The organism is Pseudomonas sp. SIMBA_068, assembly GCF_046534705.1.
Classification (GTDB): Bacteria; Pseudomonadota; Gammaproteobacteria; order Pseudomonadales; family Pseudomonadaceae; genus Aquipseudomonas; species Aquipseudomonas putida.
Window position 1 is genome coordinate 101,493 of the sequence record NZ_JAWRYI010000004.1, and the last position, 16,480, is coordinate 117,972.

The 16,480-nt window shown below is 64.0% G+C and carries 15 protein-coding genes; 9 read left to right on the forward strand and 6 right to left on the reverse strand.

What is annotated here, in order from left to right:
* The first annotated feature begins 100 nt into the window (after window positions 1-100).
* From SB756_RS12110 to SB756_RS12130, 5 genes are all read left to right on the forward strand, one after another.
* On the forward strand, window positions 101-1,630 hold the full coding sequence (locus SB756_RS12110; RefSeq protein WP_341796745.1) for an efflux transporter outer membrane subunit: 1,530 nt from the start codon (window positions 101-103) through the stop codon (window positions 1,628-1,630).
* Entirely contained in the window at window positions 1,627-3,804 is a 2,178-nt protein-coding gene (locus SB756_RS12115; RefSeq protein ID WP_341796744.1) for an FUSC family protein, read from the forward strand. Before SB756_RS12110 ends, SB756_RS12115 begins: the two co-directional genes overlap by 4 nt.
* Complete coding sequence (locus SB756_RS12120; RefSeq protein WP_009685040.1) at window positions 3,794-3,994, forward strand: DUF1656 domain-containing protein; 201 nt, start codon at window positions 3,794-3,796, stop codon at window positions 3,992-3,994. Before SB756_RS12115 ends, SB756_RS12120 begins: the two co-directional genes overlap by 11 nt.
* Before the next feature lie 10 nt (window positions 3,995-4,004).
* Window positions 4,005-4,865, forward strand: coding sequence for an efflux RND transporter periplasmic adaptor subunit (locus tag SB756_RS12125; protein ID WP_234227734.1), 861 nt, complete (start codon window positions 4,005-4,007; stop codon window positions 4,863-4,865).
* Between the two features lie 97 nt (window positions 4,866-4,962).
* Window positions 4,963-5,739: an RHS repeat-associated core domain-containing protein gene (locus tag SB756_RS12130; protein ID WP_341796743.1), complete on the forward strand. Its 777-nt coding sequence runs from the start codon at window positions 4,963-4,965 to the stop codon at window positions 5,737-5,739.
* A gap of 24 nt (window positions 5,740-5,763) precedes the next feature.
* Here SB756_RS12130 and SB756_RS12135 read toward each other — a convergent pair whose 3' ends face one another.
* Window positions 5,764-6,213, reverse strand: coding sequence for a universal stress protein (locus SB756_RS12135; protein ID WP_410910896.1), 450 nt, complete (start codon window positions 6,211-6,213; stop codon window positions 5,764-5,766).
* 273 nt (window positions 6,214-6,486) lie between these two features.
* On the opposite strand from SB756_RS12135, the gene SB756_RS12140 reads away from it, so the two are divergent.
* The 4 genes from SB756_RS12140 to SB756_RS12155 all read left to right on the forward strand — a co-directional run bounded on the left by SB756_RS12140 (window position 6,487) and on the right by SB756_RS12155 (window position 11,588).
* Window positions 6,487-7,392: a LysR family transcriptional regulator gene (locus SB756_RS12140; RefSeq protein ID WP_016497993.1), complete on the forward strand. Its 906-nt coding sequence runs from the start codon at window positions 6,487-6,489 to the stop codon at window positions 7,390-7,392.
* Window positions 7,393-7,508: 116 nt separating this feature from the next.
* Window positions 7,509-9,050: an MFS transporter gene (locus SB756_RS12145; RefSeq protein WP_341796741.1), complete on the forward strand. Its 1,542-nt coding sequence runs from the start codon at window positions 7,509-7,511 to the stop codon at window positions 9,048-9,050.
* A 28-nt stretch (window positions 9,051-9,078) separates the two neighbouring features.
* Window positions 9,079-10,140: an HlyD family secretion protein gene (locus SB756_RS12150; protein WP_341796740.1), complete on the forward strand. Its 1,062-nt coding sequence runs from the start codon at window positions 9,079-9,081 to the stop codon at window positions 10,138-10,140.
* On the forward strand, window positions 10,137-11,588 hold the full coding sequence (locus SB756_RS12155; protein ID WP_410910897.1) for an efflux transporter outer membrane subunit: 1,452 nt from the start codon (window positions 10,137-10,139) through the stop codon (window positions 11,586-11,588). Before SB756_RS12150 ends, SB756_RS12155 begins: the two co-directional genes overlap by 4 nt.
* A gap of 58 nt (window positions 11,589-11,646) precedes the next feature.
* On the opposite strand, the gene SB756_RS12160 is transcribed toward SB756_RS12155, so the two are convergent.
* The 5 genes from SB756_RS12160 to SB756_RS12180 form a co-directional block, all read right to left on the reverse strand.
* Window positions 11,647-12,459: an SDR family oxidoreductase gene (locus SB756_RS12160; protein WP_410910898.1), complete on the reverse strand. Its 813-nt coding sequence runs from the start codon at window positions 12,457-12,459 to the stop codon at window positions 11,647-11,649.
* An 87-nt stretch (window positions 12,460-12,546) separates the two neighbouring features.
* Window positions 12,547-13,011 (reverse strand): multidrug transporter, encoded by a 465-nt coding sequence (locus SB756_RS12165; RefSeq protein ID WP_341796737.1) that lies wholly within the window; start codon window positions 13,009-13,011, stop codon window positions 12,547-12,549.
* Window positions 13,012-13,164: 153 nt separating this feature from the next.
* A complete protein-coding gene (locus tag SB756_RS12170) occupies window positions 13,165-14,619 on the reverse strand; it encodes a mannose-1-phosphate guanylyltransferase/mannose-6-phosphate isomerase (protein WP_016497999.1) in 1,455 nt (484 codons plus the stop codon).
* Between the two features lie 34 nt (window positions 14,620-14,653).
* Window positions 14,654-15,301, reverse strand: a complete 648-nt coding sequence (locus SB756_RS12175) for an alginate O-acetyltransferase AlgF (RefSeq protein WP_016489019.1) — start codon at window positions 15,299-15,301, stop codon at window positions 14,654-14,656.
* 20 nt (window positions 15,302-15,321) lie between these two features.
* Complete coding sequence (locus SB756_RS12180; protein WP_049274672.1) at window positions 15,322-16,479, reverse strand: alginate O-acetyltransferase; 1,158 nt, start codon at window positions 16,477-16,479, stop codon at window positions 15,322-15,324.
* Window position 16,480: the final 1 nt, after the last annotated feature.

Consider the following 16,480-nt stretch of genomic DNA (forward strand, 5'->3'; position numbering starts at 1 on the left):
TTTGGTAACAAAGATTCGCAGGAATCTGCGCTTATCGCCAGTGCTGCCGCCCCCTAGAATTGCCCAGCCCCCTTCACCTCTTCCTCGGGAAATCGCAGCTGTGCCGCGTCGCATCATCAGAACGCTCAATGCGTTCAGTGCCTGTGCCCTTGCCCTCACCTTGAGTGGCTGTATCGGAACCTGGGGCATCGCCCCGCAAAGCAAGACGCTGCAAGCCCATACCTTGACCACCGACGCGGCCATACGCGAAGCCGCGACCGACGCCCATTGGCCCGACCAGCAGTGGTGGCACGCCTATGGCGACCCGCAGCTGGATCGCTGGCTCAACCTGGCCGTGGCCGGCAGCCCGAGCCTGGCCATGGCCGCAGCGCGGGTACGTGAGGCCAAGGCCATGGCCGGCGTGGTCGAGTCGGCCGAAAAGCTCCAGGCCAACGGCCAGGCCACCCTCAAGCGCCACAACTGGCCTGAGGACCAGTTCTACGGCCCGGGCGCGCTGTCGGGCGCCAACACCTGGGACAACAACGCCGCCATCGGCTTCAGCTACGCCCTCGACCTCTGGGGCCGCGAACGCAATGCCAGCGAGCAGGCCGTCGACCAGGCACACATGAGCGTGGCCGAAGCCCGCCAGGCGCAGCTGGAGCTGCAGAACAACGTGGTGCGCGCCTATATCCAGCTGAGCCTGCATTTTGCCCAGCGCGATATCGTCAAGGCCGAACTGGAGCAGCAGGAGCAGATCCTGGCCCTGGCCAAACGCCGCCTGGATGCCGGCATCGGTACCCATTTCGAAGTCAGCCAGGCCGAAGCGCCGCTGCCGGAAACCCACCGCCAGCTCGACAGCCTGAACGAAGAAATTGCCCTGACCCGCAACCAACTGGCCGCACTGGCCGGCAAGGGCCCGGGGGAGGGCGCGCAATTGCAGCGCCCGGCCCTGGCCTTGGCCGCGCCGTTGAAACTGCCATCGAACCTGCCTGCCGAACTGGTCGGCCAGCGTCCCGACGTGGTCGCCAGCCGCTGGCAGGTGGCCGCCCAGGCGCGAGGTATCGACGTCGCCCACGCCGGCTTTTTCCCCAACGTCGACCTGGTTGGCAGCCTCGGCTTCATGGCCACCGGCGGTGGCCCGCTGGAATTCTTGACCGGGCGCAAGTTCAACTACAACGTCGGGCCGGCCATCAGCTTGCCGATCTTCGACGGTGGCCGCCTGCGCTCGGAGCTGGGTGTGGCCTCGGCGGGGTATGACGTGGCTGTGGCCCGTTACAACCAGACCGTGGTGGGGGCACTGAAGAACATCTCCGACCAGTTGATCCGCCGCGAGTCGATGAAAGAACAGTCGCACTTCGCTGCCGAGTCGGTTGCCGCCGCGCAGAAAACCTATGACATCGCCATGGTCGCCTTCCAGCGCGGCCTTACCGACTACCTGAACGTGCTCAACGCGCAGACCTTGCTGTTCCGCCAGCAACAAGTGCAGCAGCAGGTGCAGGCCGCCCGCCTGATCGCCCATGCCGAGCTGGTCACCGCCCTGGGTGGTGGCCTGCAGGCCGGTCAGGATGCGCCGAAAGAGGAACGCCAGGCCGCGCCGAAAACCCCGGCCACCTTGGCCATTTTCGACAAGAAGCCGGATAACGCCGAATGAGCACTTCCAGTTTGCCCGTGCGCTGGCTGCAAAGCCTGGAGTGGCGCCGGGGCTTCTTTGCCTGGGCACGCACCGACGGCGTGACCTGGGTGTACATCTTCAAGGTGCTGGTCGCCGCGTTCATCACCCTGTGGCTGGCCATGCGCCTGGAGCTGCCGCAACCGCGCACAGCCATGATCACCGTGTTCATCGTCATGCAGCCGCAAAGCGGGCATGTGTTCGCCAAGAGCTTCTACCGGGTGCTCGGCACCCTGGCCGGCTCGGCGATGATGGTGGCGCTGATCGCCATCTTCCCGCAGAACACCGAGCTGTTCCTGCCCAGCCTGGCCTTGTGGGTGGGGCTGTGTTCGGCCGGCGCCATGCGCTACCGCACTTTCCGCGCATATGGCTTCGTGCTCGCCGGTTATACCGCTGCGATGATCGGCCTGCCGGTGCTGCAGCACCCCGACCAGGCCTTCATGGCCGCGGTATGGCGGGTGCTGGAAATTGCCCTGGGGATTCTGGTGTCGACCTTCGTCAGTGCCGCAATCCTGCCGCAGTCGGCCAGTGCCGCCATGCGCAACGCTTTGTACCAGCGCTTTGGCGTGTTCGCCGGGGTGGTGGTCGAGGCCCTGCGTGGCGATAGCCAGAAGGACCGTTTCGAGAGCAGCAACGTGCGCTTCGTTGCCGAGGCCGTGGGCCTTGAGAGCCTGCGCAACGTCACCGCCTTCGAAGACCCGCACATGCGTCGCCGCAGTGGTCGGCTGGTACGGATGAACAGCGAGTTCATGGCCATTACCACGCGCTTCAATGCCCTGCATCGCCTGCTCGAACGCCTGCGTGCCCGTGGCCCGCTGCAGATCGTCAGTGCCATCGAGCCGGGCCTGAACACCCTGGTGGAGCTGCTGCAGCCTTACGTGGGCCGGGCGTTGACCGACGCCGATGCACTGCGCCTGACCCTGGAGCTGGCGGCCTACAAGGAAGGCCTGCAAGCTCAGGTGCGCGGCCTGCGTGCCGAGTACCTGGCAACCGACCCCAGCGAATCCGACCTGCTCGACTTCCACACCGCATTCGAACTGCTGTACCGCTTCGTCGACGAGATGTACAGCTACGCCGAAACCCACGCCTCGCTGGCTGCGCACAAGCACGAACGCGAGCAGTGGGACGAGCCCTACGTGGCGCAGACCAGCTGGCTAGTGTCGTTGGCTGCAGGTATCCGCGCCTCGGCGGTGTTGTTGCTGCTGGGCAGCTACTGGCTGCTCAGTGACTGGCCCAGTGGCGCCATGATGACCCTGATCGCCACCGTCACCGTGGGCCTTTCGGCGGCCTCGCCGAACCCTAAGCGCATGTCGTTCCAGATGGCCTGCGGCACCGCCATCGGCGCTTTCATCGGCTTTTTCGAAACCTTCTTCGTGTTCCCCTGGATCGACGGCTTCCCGCTGCTGTGCATGGTGCTGGCGCCGGTGTTCGTGCTGGGCGCGTTTCTCTCGTCACGCCCGGCCTACGCCGGTTACGGCATCGGCCTGCTGGTGTTCTTTGCGATTGGCTCGGTGCCGAACAACCTCACTGTGTATGACCCGTACACCTTCATCAACGACTACATCGGCATGGTCATCGGCATGTTTGTCTGCGCCGCCGCCGGGGCGATCATCCTGCCGCCCAACAGCCGCTGGTTGTGGAGCCGCCTGGAGCAAGAACTGCGCGAGCAGGTGCTGTTTGCCATCAGCGGGCGCCTGCGCGGCATCGGCACGGCGTTCGAAAGCCGCACCCGCGACCTGTTGCACCAGGCCTATGGCCTGGCGGCCGGCAAGCCGCAAGTGCAGAGCCAGCTGATGGGCTGGATGTTCACCGTGCTGGAAATCGGCCACGCCGTGATCGAGCTGCGCAAGGAACAAGCCCGCGCACCGGTGCACCCGGCCTACGCCGAGTCACAGCCGTGGCGCCAGGCCATCCGCGTCATGGGTCGTGCCCTGACGCGGTTGTTCTTGCAGCCCAGTGCGAGCAACCACGAACGGGCCCTGGTCGCCGTGGACCATGCCATTGCCCGCGTGCAGGCCACCGACGAACCGTTCGCCCGGCACTTCGACACCTCGGTACTGCGCCGAGCGCAAAGCTACCTGCACTTCATCCGTTCCTCCTTGCTGGACCCACAGTCGCCACTGGCACCGGCGAAAGGATTGCACCATGCCCCGTGAAATCGCCTTCCATGGCGTGTACATGCCCACCATGACCTTGATGTTCCTGTTCGCCCTTGGCCTGGCCTGGGGCCTGGACCGGTTCATCGCCAGCCATGATGGCTACCGCTTCTTCTGGCACCCGGCGCTGTTGCGCCTGAGCCTGTTCGTCTGCCTGTTCGGCGCCATGGCGCTTACTGTCTACTGGTGAGAAACCTTCGATGAAAAAGTTCTTCAGCCTGATCGCCACCCTGCTGGTGCTGGTCGCTGCCGTGGCCATCGGTCGCCAGCTGTGGCTGCACTACATGACCACGCCATGGACCCGCGACGGCCGCGTGCGCGCCGACATCATCAACGTCGCCGCCGACGTACCGGGTTACGTGGTGGATGTGCCGGTCAAGGACAACCAGCGGGTGAAGAAGGGCGACCTGCTGATCCAGATCGACCCCGAGCACTACCAACTGGCGGTAGACCAGGCCAAAGCCATGGTCGCCTCGCGCAAGGCCACCTGGGAAATGCGCAAGGTCAACGCCAAGCGCCGTGCCGACATGGACAACCTGGTGATCTCCAAGGAAAACCGCGACGACGCCAGCAATATCGCCAACTCCGCCCAGGCCGATTACCAGCAAGCCCTTGCCGAACTGGCTGCAGCCGAGCTGAACCTCAAGCGCACCCATATTGTCGCCACGGTGGATGGCTACGTGACCAACCTGAACATCCACAAGGGCGACTATGCGCGCACGGGTGAGGCGGTGATGGCGGTGGTCGACGAAAATTCGTTCTGGGTCTACGGGTTCTTCGAGGAAACCAAGCTGCCCCACGTGAAGGTGGGTGACCAGGCCGAGTTGCAGATGATGAGCGGCGAGCGCATCAAGGGGCATGTGGAGAGCATTGCCCGCGGCATCTACGACCGCGACAACCCACAAAGTCGCGAGCTGATCGCCGACGTTAACCCCACCTTCAACTGGGTGCGCCTGGCGCAGCGGGTGCCGGTGCGGATCCACATTGATGAAGTGCCGGAAGGGTTTTTGCTGGCGGCGGGGACGACTTGTACGGTGGTAGTTAAGCCGAGCGAGGGGTAAGCCGGGGCTGGCACTGATCGCGCCTGGTATTTTTGCCAGTTACCCAGATGATGCAGATAGGCGATAGTGACCATACTTCCGATGGAGGGCGCCGACAATGAACACCGCGTCTGCTCAAGCTTCCGATTGGCGGTCCTATGACGCTTATGGTCATGTCCTGTTCCAAGGACACTTGATGGCCATGTCGGCGTTTAACGGTGCTGTCGTTGATTTGATCACCCGTACCTACATGCTCGGAAATGGCCATCGGGTTTATAACCCCAGGCTTATGCGGTTCCAGAGCGCCGACAAGCTAAGCCCCTTCAGCCGCGGTGGTTTGAACGCCTATTCCTATTGTTCGGGAGACCCTGTCAATCGGGTCGACCCTTCTGGGCGTTCTGGGCTGCGCCGCTTTTGGCAACAAGTCACCGGTGGGCCGAAGAAGGTGCAAAAGATGCAGCGCTTGGTCAATACGAATCAGGACCGTCTCAAATATGAAGTCTCGACCACTGACAAGAATATCAAGCGCCAACTGGCATGGCTGACAGTTGTAAACGACTCGGCAGATATGAGCACTCTCTTCAAGGAGGGTAACTCCGTGACGCACAAGTGGTTGATCACCGACAGAGGGGAGTTAATTGTCGGTAGCTTCCAGCATGCTGAGGTTTACTCGACTCACGCCAGCTTTGCCCAAATTGCGGCCCGTGATCATCGCACAAGTCCCAATGTCGTCGCAGCGGGGGAGTTTGCGATGAAGGACCGTCGCCTGATAATGACCAACTACAGTGGTCACTATAAGACGCCATACGACAGGTTATGGCCTGTCAAAATGCACATGGAGCAGCTCGGTATTGGGATAAAAATCACGCGGCAATCCTATTTGGCTGATCAATAGGAGAGCTGTCAGATGCTGCGATCTCTACTCCGCGGCTCCCACCATCACGGGCACTGTGACCCGGTCAATCACCTTCGCGCTGATTGACGGGTCCAGCAACCGCCCCAACCGCGACAGGTGGCGGTGGCCCATGATGATCAGTTCGCAGTTCAATTCCTGCGCTTTGGCCACAATCGCTTCAACCGGCTGGCCGGCCACCATGCAGCCCAGGCTGGTGAAGCCGGCTTGCTGCAGCTCGCGCACGGCCTCGGCTACGGCGTGGTCGGCATGCTGCTGTTCCTCGCAGGCGGCGGGGTATTCTTCCAGCTCCTCGGCGGTGTAGGGCGCAGGTGGCTCATGCACGGCGAAGGTGGAATCGATGGCCAGCAGCACGTGCATTTCGTGTTCACCGGGGCGGCAGTAGCGGCGGGCGAGGGTGAGCAGGGCGCTGGATGCGGGGGAGGCGTCGATAGCGATCAGGACGGGGCTGGGCATGTGGGATCCTTGGCAGAGGCTGGCTTGTGTGTCTGCAGGATCGGCCCTTTCGCGGGCATGCCCGCTCCCACAGCTGTGCCGCACAACATTCGGGCATTGTGGGGTTCCTGTGGGAGCGGGCGCGCCCGCGAAAAGGCCAGACCTGCCAATGCTTCATTTAAGGCCGAACATGCCCAGTGAATAAATGCCCCACCACGCAAGAGCGCATTGCGTCTGATGCAATCCACCAACCTGCTACCATCGCGTTTCCCACAGCTGTAACGGAAAACGGCCATGCAACTCCCGGACATGAACCTGCTCGTCGCCCTCGATGCCTTGCTCGACGAGGGCAGCGTGGTGGGCGCAGCGCAGCGCATGAACCTGAGCCCGGCGGCAATGAGCCGGACATTGGGGCGTATCCGCGATGCCTTGGGTGACCCGATCCTGGTGCGCGCTGGCCGTGGCCTGGTGCCTACGCCGCGTGCGTTGGCCCTGCGCGAGCAGGTGCATGGCCTGGTGGAGCAGGCCGGGCAGGTGTTCCGCAGCCGTGACGATGTCGACCTGGTCAACCTGGACCGTGCCTTCAACATCCGCACCAATGATTTGTTCATTGCCCTTTACGGCGCCCAGCTGCTGCGCATGATGCTGGCCCAGGCGCCGCGTACGGTGTTGCGGTTTGTCCCGGAGGGCAGTGGTGACGATGATGCAGTGCTGCGCAACGGGCATATCGACCTGATCATCAGCTCGGCCATTGAGCTGGGCCCGGAAATCAAGGTGCAGAGCCTGTTCAACACCTACTTCGTGGGCCTTGCGCGTGTGGGGCACCCGATCTTCGACGCCCCGATCACCCCTGAGCGTTTTGCCGCCTACCCGCAGATCAGCGTATCGCGGCGCGGCCGTGCCAACGGGCCGATCGATGTGGCGTTGGCCAACCACAAGGTGGAGCGGCGCGTGGCCCTGATCACCACCAGCTTCCACTCGGCGATGTTCTCGCTGCCGGATTCGGACCTGATCCTGCCGATACCCGCCAATATCCTCAACAGTGTGCAGCGGTTGAAGTTGCCATTGCGCTCGTTCGAGATCCCGGTGCCGTTGGAGAAGGTCAATGTGATGCAGGCGTGGCACCCGCGCTTCGACAACGACCCCGCGCACCGTTGGTTGCGCCAGACGTTGAAAGCGTGTGGCCGCATCGATCCGTGATTCAGGCATGGATTGCGTCTGACGCAATATAAAACTACCGACAAGTCAGTTTTCGTCAGCATTCGACCTTCTTAAACTTGCCCCAGCCCTGAAATTGTTGCTGGAGATGTATTCTCATGACTTCCCTGACGGCGCCCTCTGCGGCGCTGGCCGCCGCCCCTGCGCCGGCCGCGCCTGCGCAGACGGCGTTTGGCCTGCAGGTGGTGGTCGGGCTGTTCGGTGTGTTGCTGGCCGTGCTGTGTGCAGGTCTCAACGAGTCGGTCACCAAGATTTCCCTTGCCGATATCCGCGGTGCCATGGGCATCGGTGCCGACGAAGGCGCCTGGTTGCTGGCGGTGTACAGCGCCGCCTCGGTCTCGGCCATGGCCTTTGCGCCGTGGCTGGCCACCACCTTCTCGCTGCGGCGCTTCACCATGAGCGCCATCGCCCTGTTTGCCGTACTTGGCCTGCTGCAACCGTTCGCCCCCAACCTGCACAGCCTGATGTTGCTGCGGGTGCTGCAGGGCTTTGCCTCGGGGGCCTTGCCACCGATGCTGATGAGCGTGGCCCTGCGCTTTTTGCCGCCGGGTATAAAGGTTTACGGCCTGGCCTGCTATGCCCTGACCGCCACCTTCGGCCCCAACCTCGGCACGCCGCTGGCGGGGCTGTGGACCGAGTACGTCGGCTGGCAATGGGCGTTCTGGCAGATCATCCTGCCCTCGCTGCTGGCCATCGTCTGCGTCGGCTGGGGCCTGCCGCAGGACCCGCTGCGCCTGGAGCGTTTCAAGCAGTTTGACTGGCGTGGCGTACTGCTCGGGCTGCCGGCCATCAGTTGCATCGTGCTGGGCCTGTCGCTGGGCGACCGCTGGGGCTGGTTCGATTCGCCGCTGATCTGCTGGCTGCTGGGCGGTGGCCTGCTGTTGCTGGTGCTGTTCATGTACAACGAGTGGTCCGAGCCGCTGCCGTTCTTCCAGTTGCGCATGCTAAAGCGGCGCAACCTGAGTTTTGCCCTGGTGACCCTGGCCGGTGTGCTGATCGTACTGTCGGGTGTGGGCAGCATCCCCTCGGCCTACCTGGCGCAGATCCAGGGCTACCGCCCTGCGCAGACCAGCCCGCTGATGATGCTGGTGGCCATGCCGCAGCTGATCGCCCTGCCGCTGACGGCGGCGCTGTGCAACATCCGTGCGGTGGACTGCCGCTGGGTGCTGGGCATCGGCCTGGCGATGCTGGCGGTGTCCTGTGTCGGCAGCAGCCTGCTTACCAGCGAGTGGATCCGTGGCGACTTCTACCCGTTCTACCTGCTGCAGGTGTTCGGCCAGCCGATGGCGGTGCTGCCGTTGCTGATGCTGTCCACCAACGGCATGACCCCGCAGGAAGGCCCGTTCGCCTCCAGCTGGTTCAACACCGTGAAGGGCCTGGCCGCAGTGATCGCCGGTGGCCTGCTGGATGCCCTTGGCACCTTGCGCCGGCATTTCCATTCCAACCACCTGGTGGACAGCCTGGGCAATGCCCCGCTGGTCGACGACAGCGCTACCGGCCTGGCCAGGCGCATCCACGATCAGGCGCTGGTACTCACTTCCGCCGACCTGTACCTGGTCATGGCCTGCATTGCCGTGGCCCTGATCTGCCTGATTCCTTTCGTGCCTACCCGGGTCTATCCGCCGCGTGCGGTGGCCTGAACCCTGGATGAATTCGAGAACACCTGAAATGACCAACAACCGCAAAACCCTGTTCATCGGCTCGGTGCTGGCCGTGGCCGTGCTGGCTGGCATCGTCGGCCCCTGGATGTTTGGCAGCGACCATCGCCAGAGCACCAACGACGCCTATGTGATCGCCGACTACACCGTGGTCGCGCCCAAGGTGGCCGGCTTTATCAAGGACGTGCTGGTGGAGGACAACCAGCAGGTTACGGCCGGCCAGTTGCTGGCGACCATCGACCCCCGCGATTACCAGGCCGCCCTGGACGCCGCACAGGCGCAGTTGCTGGTAGCCCAGGCGCAAAGCGCCGATGCCCGCGCCACCCTTGAGCGCCAGGCATCGTTGATTGCCCAGGCCGAGGCTGCTGTCAAAGCCGCCCAGGCCGAAGCGGCGTTCGCCGACCACGAGGTCAACCGCTACAGCCGCCTGGCCGAGCAGGGCGCCGGTACCGTGCAGAACGCCCAGCAGGCGCGCAGCGGTGTAGACCAGGCACGCGCACGCTTGGCAAATGCCCAGGCAGCGTTAGTGGCGGCGCGCAAGCAGGTGGACATTCTCACGGCCCAAGTGGCCAGCGCCGATGGCCAGCTGAAACGTGCCGAAGCGGGCGTGGAAAAGGCCCAGCTCGACCTGTCCTACACACGCATTACTGCGCCGGTGGACGGCATGGTCGGCGAGCGTGCCCTGCGCATAGGCGCCTACGTCAACCCGGGTGCCCGCCTGCTGTCGGTGGTGCCGTTGCAACAGGCCTATGTGGTGGGCAACTTCCAGGAAACCCAGCTGACCCACGTGCAGCCTGGCCAGCCGGTGAGCATCAGCGTCGACACCTTCTCCGGCGAAAAGCTGCAAGGCCATGTGGAAAGCATCGCCCCGGCCACCGGCGTCACCTTCGCCGCCGTCAAACCGGACAACGCCACTGGCAACTTCACCAAGGTGGTGCAGCGCATTCCGGTGAAGATCGTCTTCGATGACGGCCAGCCACTGCTCACCCGCCTGCGTGTGGGCATGTCGGTAGAAGCGACCATCGATACCCGTGGCGACAAGCTGGACGGCAAAGAGGTGAGCGCACGATGAAACCGGCATTACGCTTTAGCGCGTTGCTGCTGGCCGTGTTGCTGGCCGGCTGCACCATGGGCCCGGACTTCTTGCGCCCCGACAGCCAGGCACCGCAGCAGTGGGCGCCGCTGCAAGGCGAAGCGGCGGCCAGCCAGCCGCAGGCCGAACCGCTGGAACTGCGCTGGTGGGAAACCTTCCATGACGCACAGCTCAGTGCCTTGATCCAGCGCGTTGCCGAGCGCAACCTCGACCTGCAAATGGCCAGTGCACGGTTGCTGCAAAGCCGCGCCTTGCGCAGTACCGTGGCCGCCGATGAAGTGCCGTCGGTGGATGCAAACGCCGGCTACAGCCGCGCCCGCAACAGCGCCGAAGGCCTGAGCGATCCGTCTGGCAAGGCGGGCAAAGCGGCGTACAACCTTTGGCAAGGCGACCTGGTGGCCGGTTGGGAGCTGGACCTGTGGGGGCGCGTGCGGCGCCAGGTCGAGGCTGCCGATGCCACCGTCGAAGTGGCCGAGAACGACCGCCGGGGAGTGCTGCTGGCCCTGCTTTCGGAAACCGCCGGCAATTACATCCAGCTGCGCGCCGTGCAGCACACCCTGGATGTGACGCAGGACAACCTGAAGGTTGCCCAGCACAGCCTGCAGCTTTCCCAGAATCGCCAGGCCGAAGGCGTTGCCACGCGCCTGGACGTGGCCCAGGCCAGCGCCCAGGTTGCTTCGATCGAATCGCGACTGCCAAGCCTTGAAGCCCGTCGTGATGACCTGATCAACGCGCTCAGCTTGCTTGCCGCCGAACCGCCGCGCAGCTTGCAGGCCGAATTGCTGCAGGGCGGCGAGCTGCCCGCGCCGCAGCAGAAGTTCGCCATCGGCGTGCCGTCCGAATTGGCCGAGCGCCGCCCTGACATCCGCCAGGCCGAAGCCCGCCTGCATGCCGCCACCGCCAGCATTGGCGTGGCCAAGGCGGATTTCTACCCGAGCATCCGGCTGTCGGGCAGTGTCGGCTTCCAGGCCATGCAGTTGTCTGATTTCGGTGGCTGGGATTCGCGCCGTTTTGCCTTCGGGCCGCAGCTGTCGCTGCCGATCTTCGAGGGCGGCCGGCTCAAGGGCACCCTGGAACTGCGCGAGGCGCAGCAGCAGGAAGCGGCGCTGAACTACCGCAAGGTGGTGCTGGGTGCCTGGCATGAAATTGACGATGTGCTTCGCCTGTACAACGCCAGCCAGTTGCGCCGTGACCACCTGGCCGAGGCCGTGCGGCAGAACCGCATCGCCCTGGAAACTGCCCAGCGCCAGTATGTGGAAGGGGCGGTGGACTTTCTCAATGTGCTGACGGTGCAGGGCGCATTGCTGGCCAGCGAGGAGCAGTGGATCGACAGCTCGGCGGCGGTGTCGCAGGCGTTGGTGGGGCTGTACAAGGCCTTGGGTGGTGGCTGGCAGGCGTTTGATGAGCAGCCCGCGAAGAAAGCGTAAAGGCAGGGGCCGCTTTGCGGCCCATCGCGGCACAAGCAGCCCCAAGGCAGCCGAGATCTCAGAGCGGGCGCAGCAGGCCAAAGCGCTTGCGCAGTGCCCAATCCAGCAACCGCCGAGGCAGCAACCTCGCCATCAATGGCAACGCCGTACTGCCATTCCCCAACCGCACCACCCCCGGTACCGGCGACTTGCCGACTGCCGCCAACACACCCTGGGCAAACACCGCCGCCGAAGTCGGCCTGTCCTGCGAAGCCCGCGCCCGCGCCTGGACATGTTCACGCAACGGCCACCATGGTGAGTCCGCCGCCAGTACCTGCTCGGCCTGGCGCTGGGCATTGTTGGCGAAATGCGTGTCTATCGCCCCCGGCTGCACTTCCATCACCTGCACACCGAACGGCGCCAGTTCAAGGCGCAAGGCATCGCTCAGCGCATGCACGGCCGCTTTCGAGGCGCAGTAGGCACCGGCGAATGGCGTGACCAGCACACCGGAAACGCTGCCGATGTTCACTACCGTTGCGCGTGAGCGGCGCAGCAGCGGGAACAGCGCGCGGGTCACGCCGACCACGGCGAACACGTTGGTTTCGAATTGTTGGCGCAGGGCCTCCACACCACCGTCCAGCAACGGGCCCATGGCGCCGTAGCCGGCGTTGTTGATCAGGATATCCAGGGTTTCGAGTTCTTCGGCCAGGCGGGCGAGTGCCTCGCTGTCGTTCACATCCAGTTGCCGGGCAGTGAAGCCGGCGGCGTTCAGCACTTCAACATCCTCTGCCTTGCGAGCAGTGGCCCAGACGTGGTGGCCGGCATCGCGAAAGGCGTCAGCGAGGGCGCGGCCGATGCCGCTGGAACAACCGGTGATCAGGACGGTGGGCATGGTTGGGGCCTGTTGTAAGGAGGATTGGCTTTCCTGTGCCGGCCTCTTCGCGGGTTCACCCGCGAAAGGGTCGGTACAGGCGATATATCAATTGGCAAATGTACCTTGCAGGTGCTCGGCACGAAATTCCAGGGTCTGTGGCCGGTACCCGGCGCGCAGGGGGGGCAGCGGCAGGCAGTCCTTCCACTCGGCCCCCGGCTGCAAATCACCCGGCCCCCGGTAGCGCGGGGCGTTGTAGGTGCTTTCGGCCAGGTTCACCGTGTCGCCTGGTGCGTATGCCGCCACTCGCCAGCGCAGTTCGGTCAGCGGGGCCTTGTTGCCGTTTTTCATGTGTATCTGCAACGCACGGTCGGCCGGGCATTGTTCGGGGGCATAGGCAAGGCGCAGGTCCAGCCGGGCCAGTTGCGAGGTTTCGCGGGTGTCTTGCCAGGCGACGAACAGCGCCACCAGGCCGAGGCCAAACACGGCGGCCAGCGAGATCGGCAGGGCCTTGGCCGGGTAGCGCAACAGTAGTACCAGCCAGGTAAGGATGAGGAAGGCACCGATGATCATGGGGCTTGCAGACCTAGGTTGCGCGGGGTCTGACCATCGTAGCCTGAAATGGGGGAGGGCTCAAAAGCGGGAGGGCTTTGCCCTCCTTTCGCGACACAAGGCCGCTCCCACAGGAGATCGCGTGACCTTTGTGGGAGCGGCCCCGGCGCCTACTTACTGCGCGATGGTCTTGACCGATACCCCACGCTCGACCGGCGTGGAGGTGCGACCATACACATCCTCGAAACGCTCGATATCATCCTCGCCCAGATAGCTGCCGGACTGCACTTCGATGATCTCCAGCGGGATCTTGCCCGGGTTGCGCAGGCGGTGCACCGAGGCGATCGGGATGTAGGTCGACTGGTTCTCGGTCAGCAGGAACACGTTCTCGTCACAGGTGACCTCGGCAGTACCAGACACCACAATCCAGTGCTCGGCACGGTGGTGGTGCATCTGCAGCGACAGGCTGGCACCCGGCTTGACGGTGATGTGCTTGACCTGGAAGCGGCCGCCCATGTCCACCGAGTCGTACGAGCCCCACGGGCGATACACTTCCAGGTGGTTCTGGGTTTCAGTACGGCCCTGCTCGTCGAGGGTCTTGACCATCTGCTTGACGCCCTGGACCTTGTCCTTGTGGGCAATCATCATGGCGTCCTTGGTCTCGACCACCACGATGTTTTCCAGGCCGATCACCGACACCAGCTTGCCGTTGCCGTGGATCATGCAGTTGCGGCTGTCCTGCACCACCACGTCGCCCTTGGTGACGTTGCCGTTGTCGTCCTTCTCATGCACATCCCACAGCGACGACCAGCAGCCCACGTCGCTCCAGCCGGCCGACATCGGCACCACGCAGGCGCGCTGGGTCTTTTCCATCACCGCGTAGTCGATGGAATTGTCCGGGCAGCAGGCGAAGGTGGCTTCGTCGATGCTCAGCACATCGCCCTCTTCCTCACTGCGCTCCAGGGCCAGCACGCAGGTGTCGTAGATATCGCCGTCGTGCTTTTTCAGCTCTTCGAGGAAGCGGCTGGCGCGGAACAGGAACATGCCGCTGTTCCAGAAGTAGCCACCGGCCTGGACAAACTCGGCGGCGCGTTTCTCATCGGGTTTTTCAACAAATTGCGCCACGCGCGCCACGCCCTCGGGCAGCAGGGCGTCCTGGCTGGAGCGGATGTAGCCGTAGCCGGTTTCCGGCTTGGTCGCCGGCACGCCGAACAGCACCATTTCGCCACGCTCGGCGGCGATGGTGGCCAGGGCCAGGGCGCGCTGCAGGGCCTTCTGGTCGTCGATCACGTGGTCGGCGGGCAGCACCAGCATCAGCTCGTCGCGGCCTTCGTTGATCAGTTTCATGGCGGCCATGGCCACGGCCGGCGCGGTGTTACGGCCGAACGGCTCCATCAGGATGCCTTGGGTTTCCAGCTTCAGCGCAGCCAGCTGTTCCTGGACGATGAATTTATGGTCCTTGTTGCAGACCACGATTGGCGTGTCCATGCCTTCGAACGCCAGGCGCTCGATGGTTTGCTGGAACAGGGTGTGTTCGCCGGTCAGGGCCAGGAACTGTTTGGGGAACTGCTTGCGCGACAGAGGCCACAGACGCGAACCGCTACCACCAGAAAGAATTACCGGGATCATCATGTTTCTCCAATAGTCGTTAAAGGCAGGGGGATCAGTTGCTAGCCACGGGGCGAGTTACCCACACCGGCGACAAGGCGTTGCCGGAACCGGTTACGTACAGCACGGCGGCTTCGCCGCGCTCCAGAGCGACGGGTTTCACGTCACCCACTTTCTTGTCACCTTGGTACAGCGCCAGGTTGACCTTGACCGGGTTGATTTCGCGTTCGCCTCGGCCGTTGGCGGCCACCGGCTTGACCACTTCGGTCTTGCCGTCGGCGGTTTTCAGGGTCAGCTGCTGGTCGCTCAGGTTCTGCACGCGCACCAGGGCTTTCTGCTTGTTCTTGAACGGTGGTTCTTCGATCAGCTGCGGGTTGCCGGTGCCGCTGTTGACCAGGGTGTAGTACTTGTCCGAGGCCAGCTTCACCGGCACGCTCTTGCCGCCGACCTGGGCGGTGTAGTCACCGCCTGGCAGGAAGCTGAAGTCGCTGCTGGCCTGGGCGCCAACCTGCTTGATCTGGGTGTTGCCGACCGACGCGGCGGCCGGTGCGCTAGCTGCGTTGTACAGGCGCACGAAGGTCGAGCCTTTCGGTGCGCTAGGGCCGTACAGGGCGGCGTCGGCACCGGCGAAGGCCTGCATCGAAGCAAGGGAAAGGCCGGCCGCGAGGGTGAGGGCTTTGGCAATGGAAGTCTTGGTAGTCATGTGCATTTCCTCTCTATCGTTCAGTGGTTCGTCCGGGTGGACGACAAGGCCAGGTTTTCTTCGGATTTACGGGAGTTTTTCAGCTGGGCGATCCACTGCGGATCGAAGCTGCTGAGGTCGTTTTTCATGGGCAGATAACGTTCGGGGAATTCCCACACCACCACTTGCGGTGCGGCGTTCTTGAAGGCATCGCTTTGCAGGTACTTGAGCATCGGCAGCAATGGGCCGTGGCCGTCTTCGGCGTAGTTGGCGACGTCGCTGCGCAGGGCCTGCTGCAGCGCGCCAAGGAAGTTCCAGTGCGGGTTGGCGCTGTAGCTGGTACCCACCAGTGCGACCGGGATCTCGTTGTTGGCGAACAGTGCATCGTCGCCTTCACCCTCGGCTTGCGCCGGGCGGGTGCTGCGTTGTTGCAGGTTGTCCGGGGCCGGCAGCAGGTTGCTGAACAGCGGGTCCAGTGGCAGGAAGTTGGTCAGGTCGCCTTTGTAGGGCGCCGTGCTGCCGGCTTCGGTGACGAAGGTTTGCGGGTCACCGTTGAGCAGGTTCTGCCGGCTTACAGCCTCGGCCAGCGCCTGGGCCGCGACTTCGGCGCCCATCGGTGTCCAGTGGGTGTCGGTGCGCAGGAATACCTGGCCGCGAGCTTTGGCTTGTTCCATGGCCGCTTGCAGGTCCGGGGCGAACACGTTGGCCTGGCGCACCTGGGCATGGAACTGGTTGTACAGGTCATCGTGCAGGCTGGCCGGCTGTTCCTTGCCCAGGTATTCCGAATACAGGCGAGCCTTGGCCGGGATGATCGCCAGCACCAGCTGGCTGCCGTGCTGCTGCAAGGTGTCGCGCACGCCACGGATCAGCGCCAGGTTTTCCTGCATCAGCTGTTCGGCGCCAGCCGTGGGCTTGAACTCTTCGTCACTGAACAGCCATTGGTCGCGGCCCAGCACCACGCCGGGGCGGCCCTCGTTGAACAGCTTGAAGTCCATGGCCGCCCAAAGGTTGGTGCCCAGGCGCTTGATCGGGAACTCGGCGTCGTAGTGGGTCTCGGCGGCCTTGGCCAGCTTGCCGTTGAGCAGGGTCATCTGCTCGGTGCGCTGAAAGCTTTGCAGGCCACCGGTGGACCACACGCCCATGCCCACCAGCAAGCCGAGGAACGACAGGGAGTAAGTAATGCGTAATGTGCGGTTCATG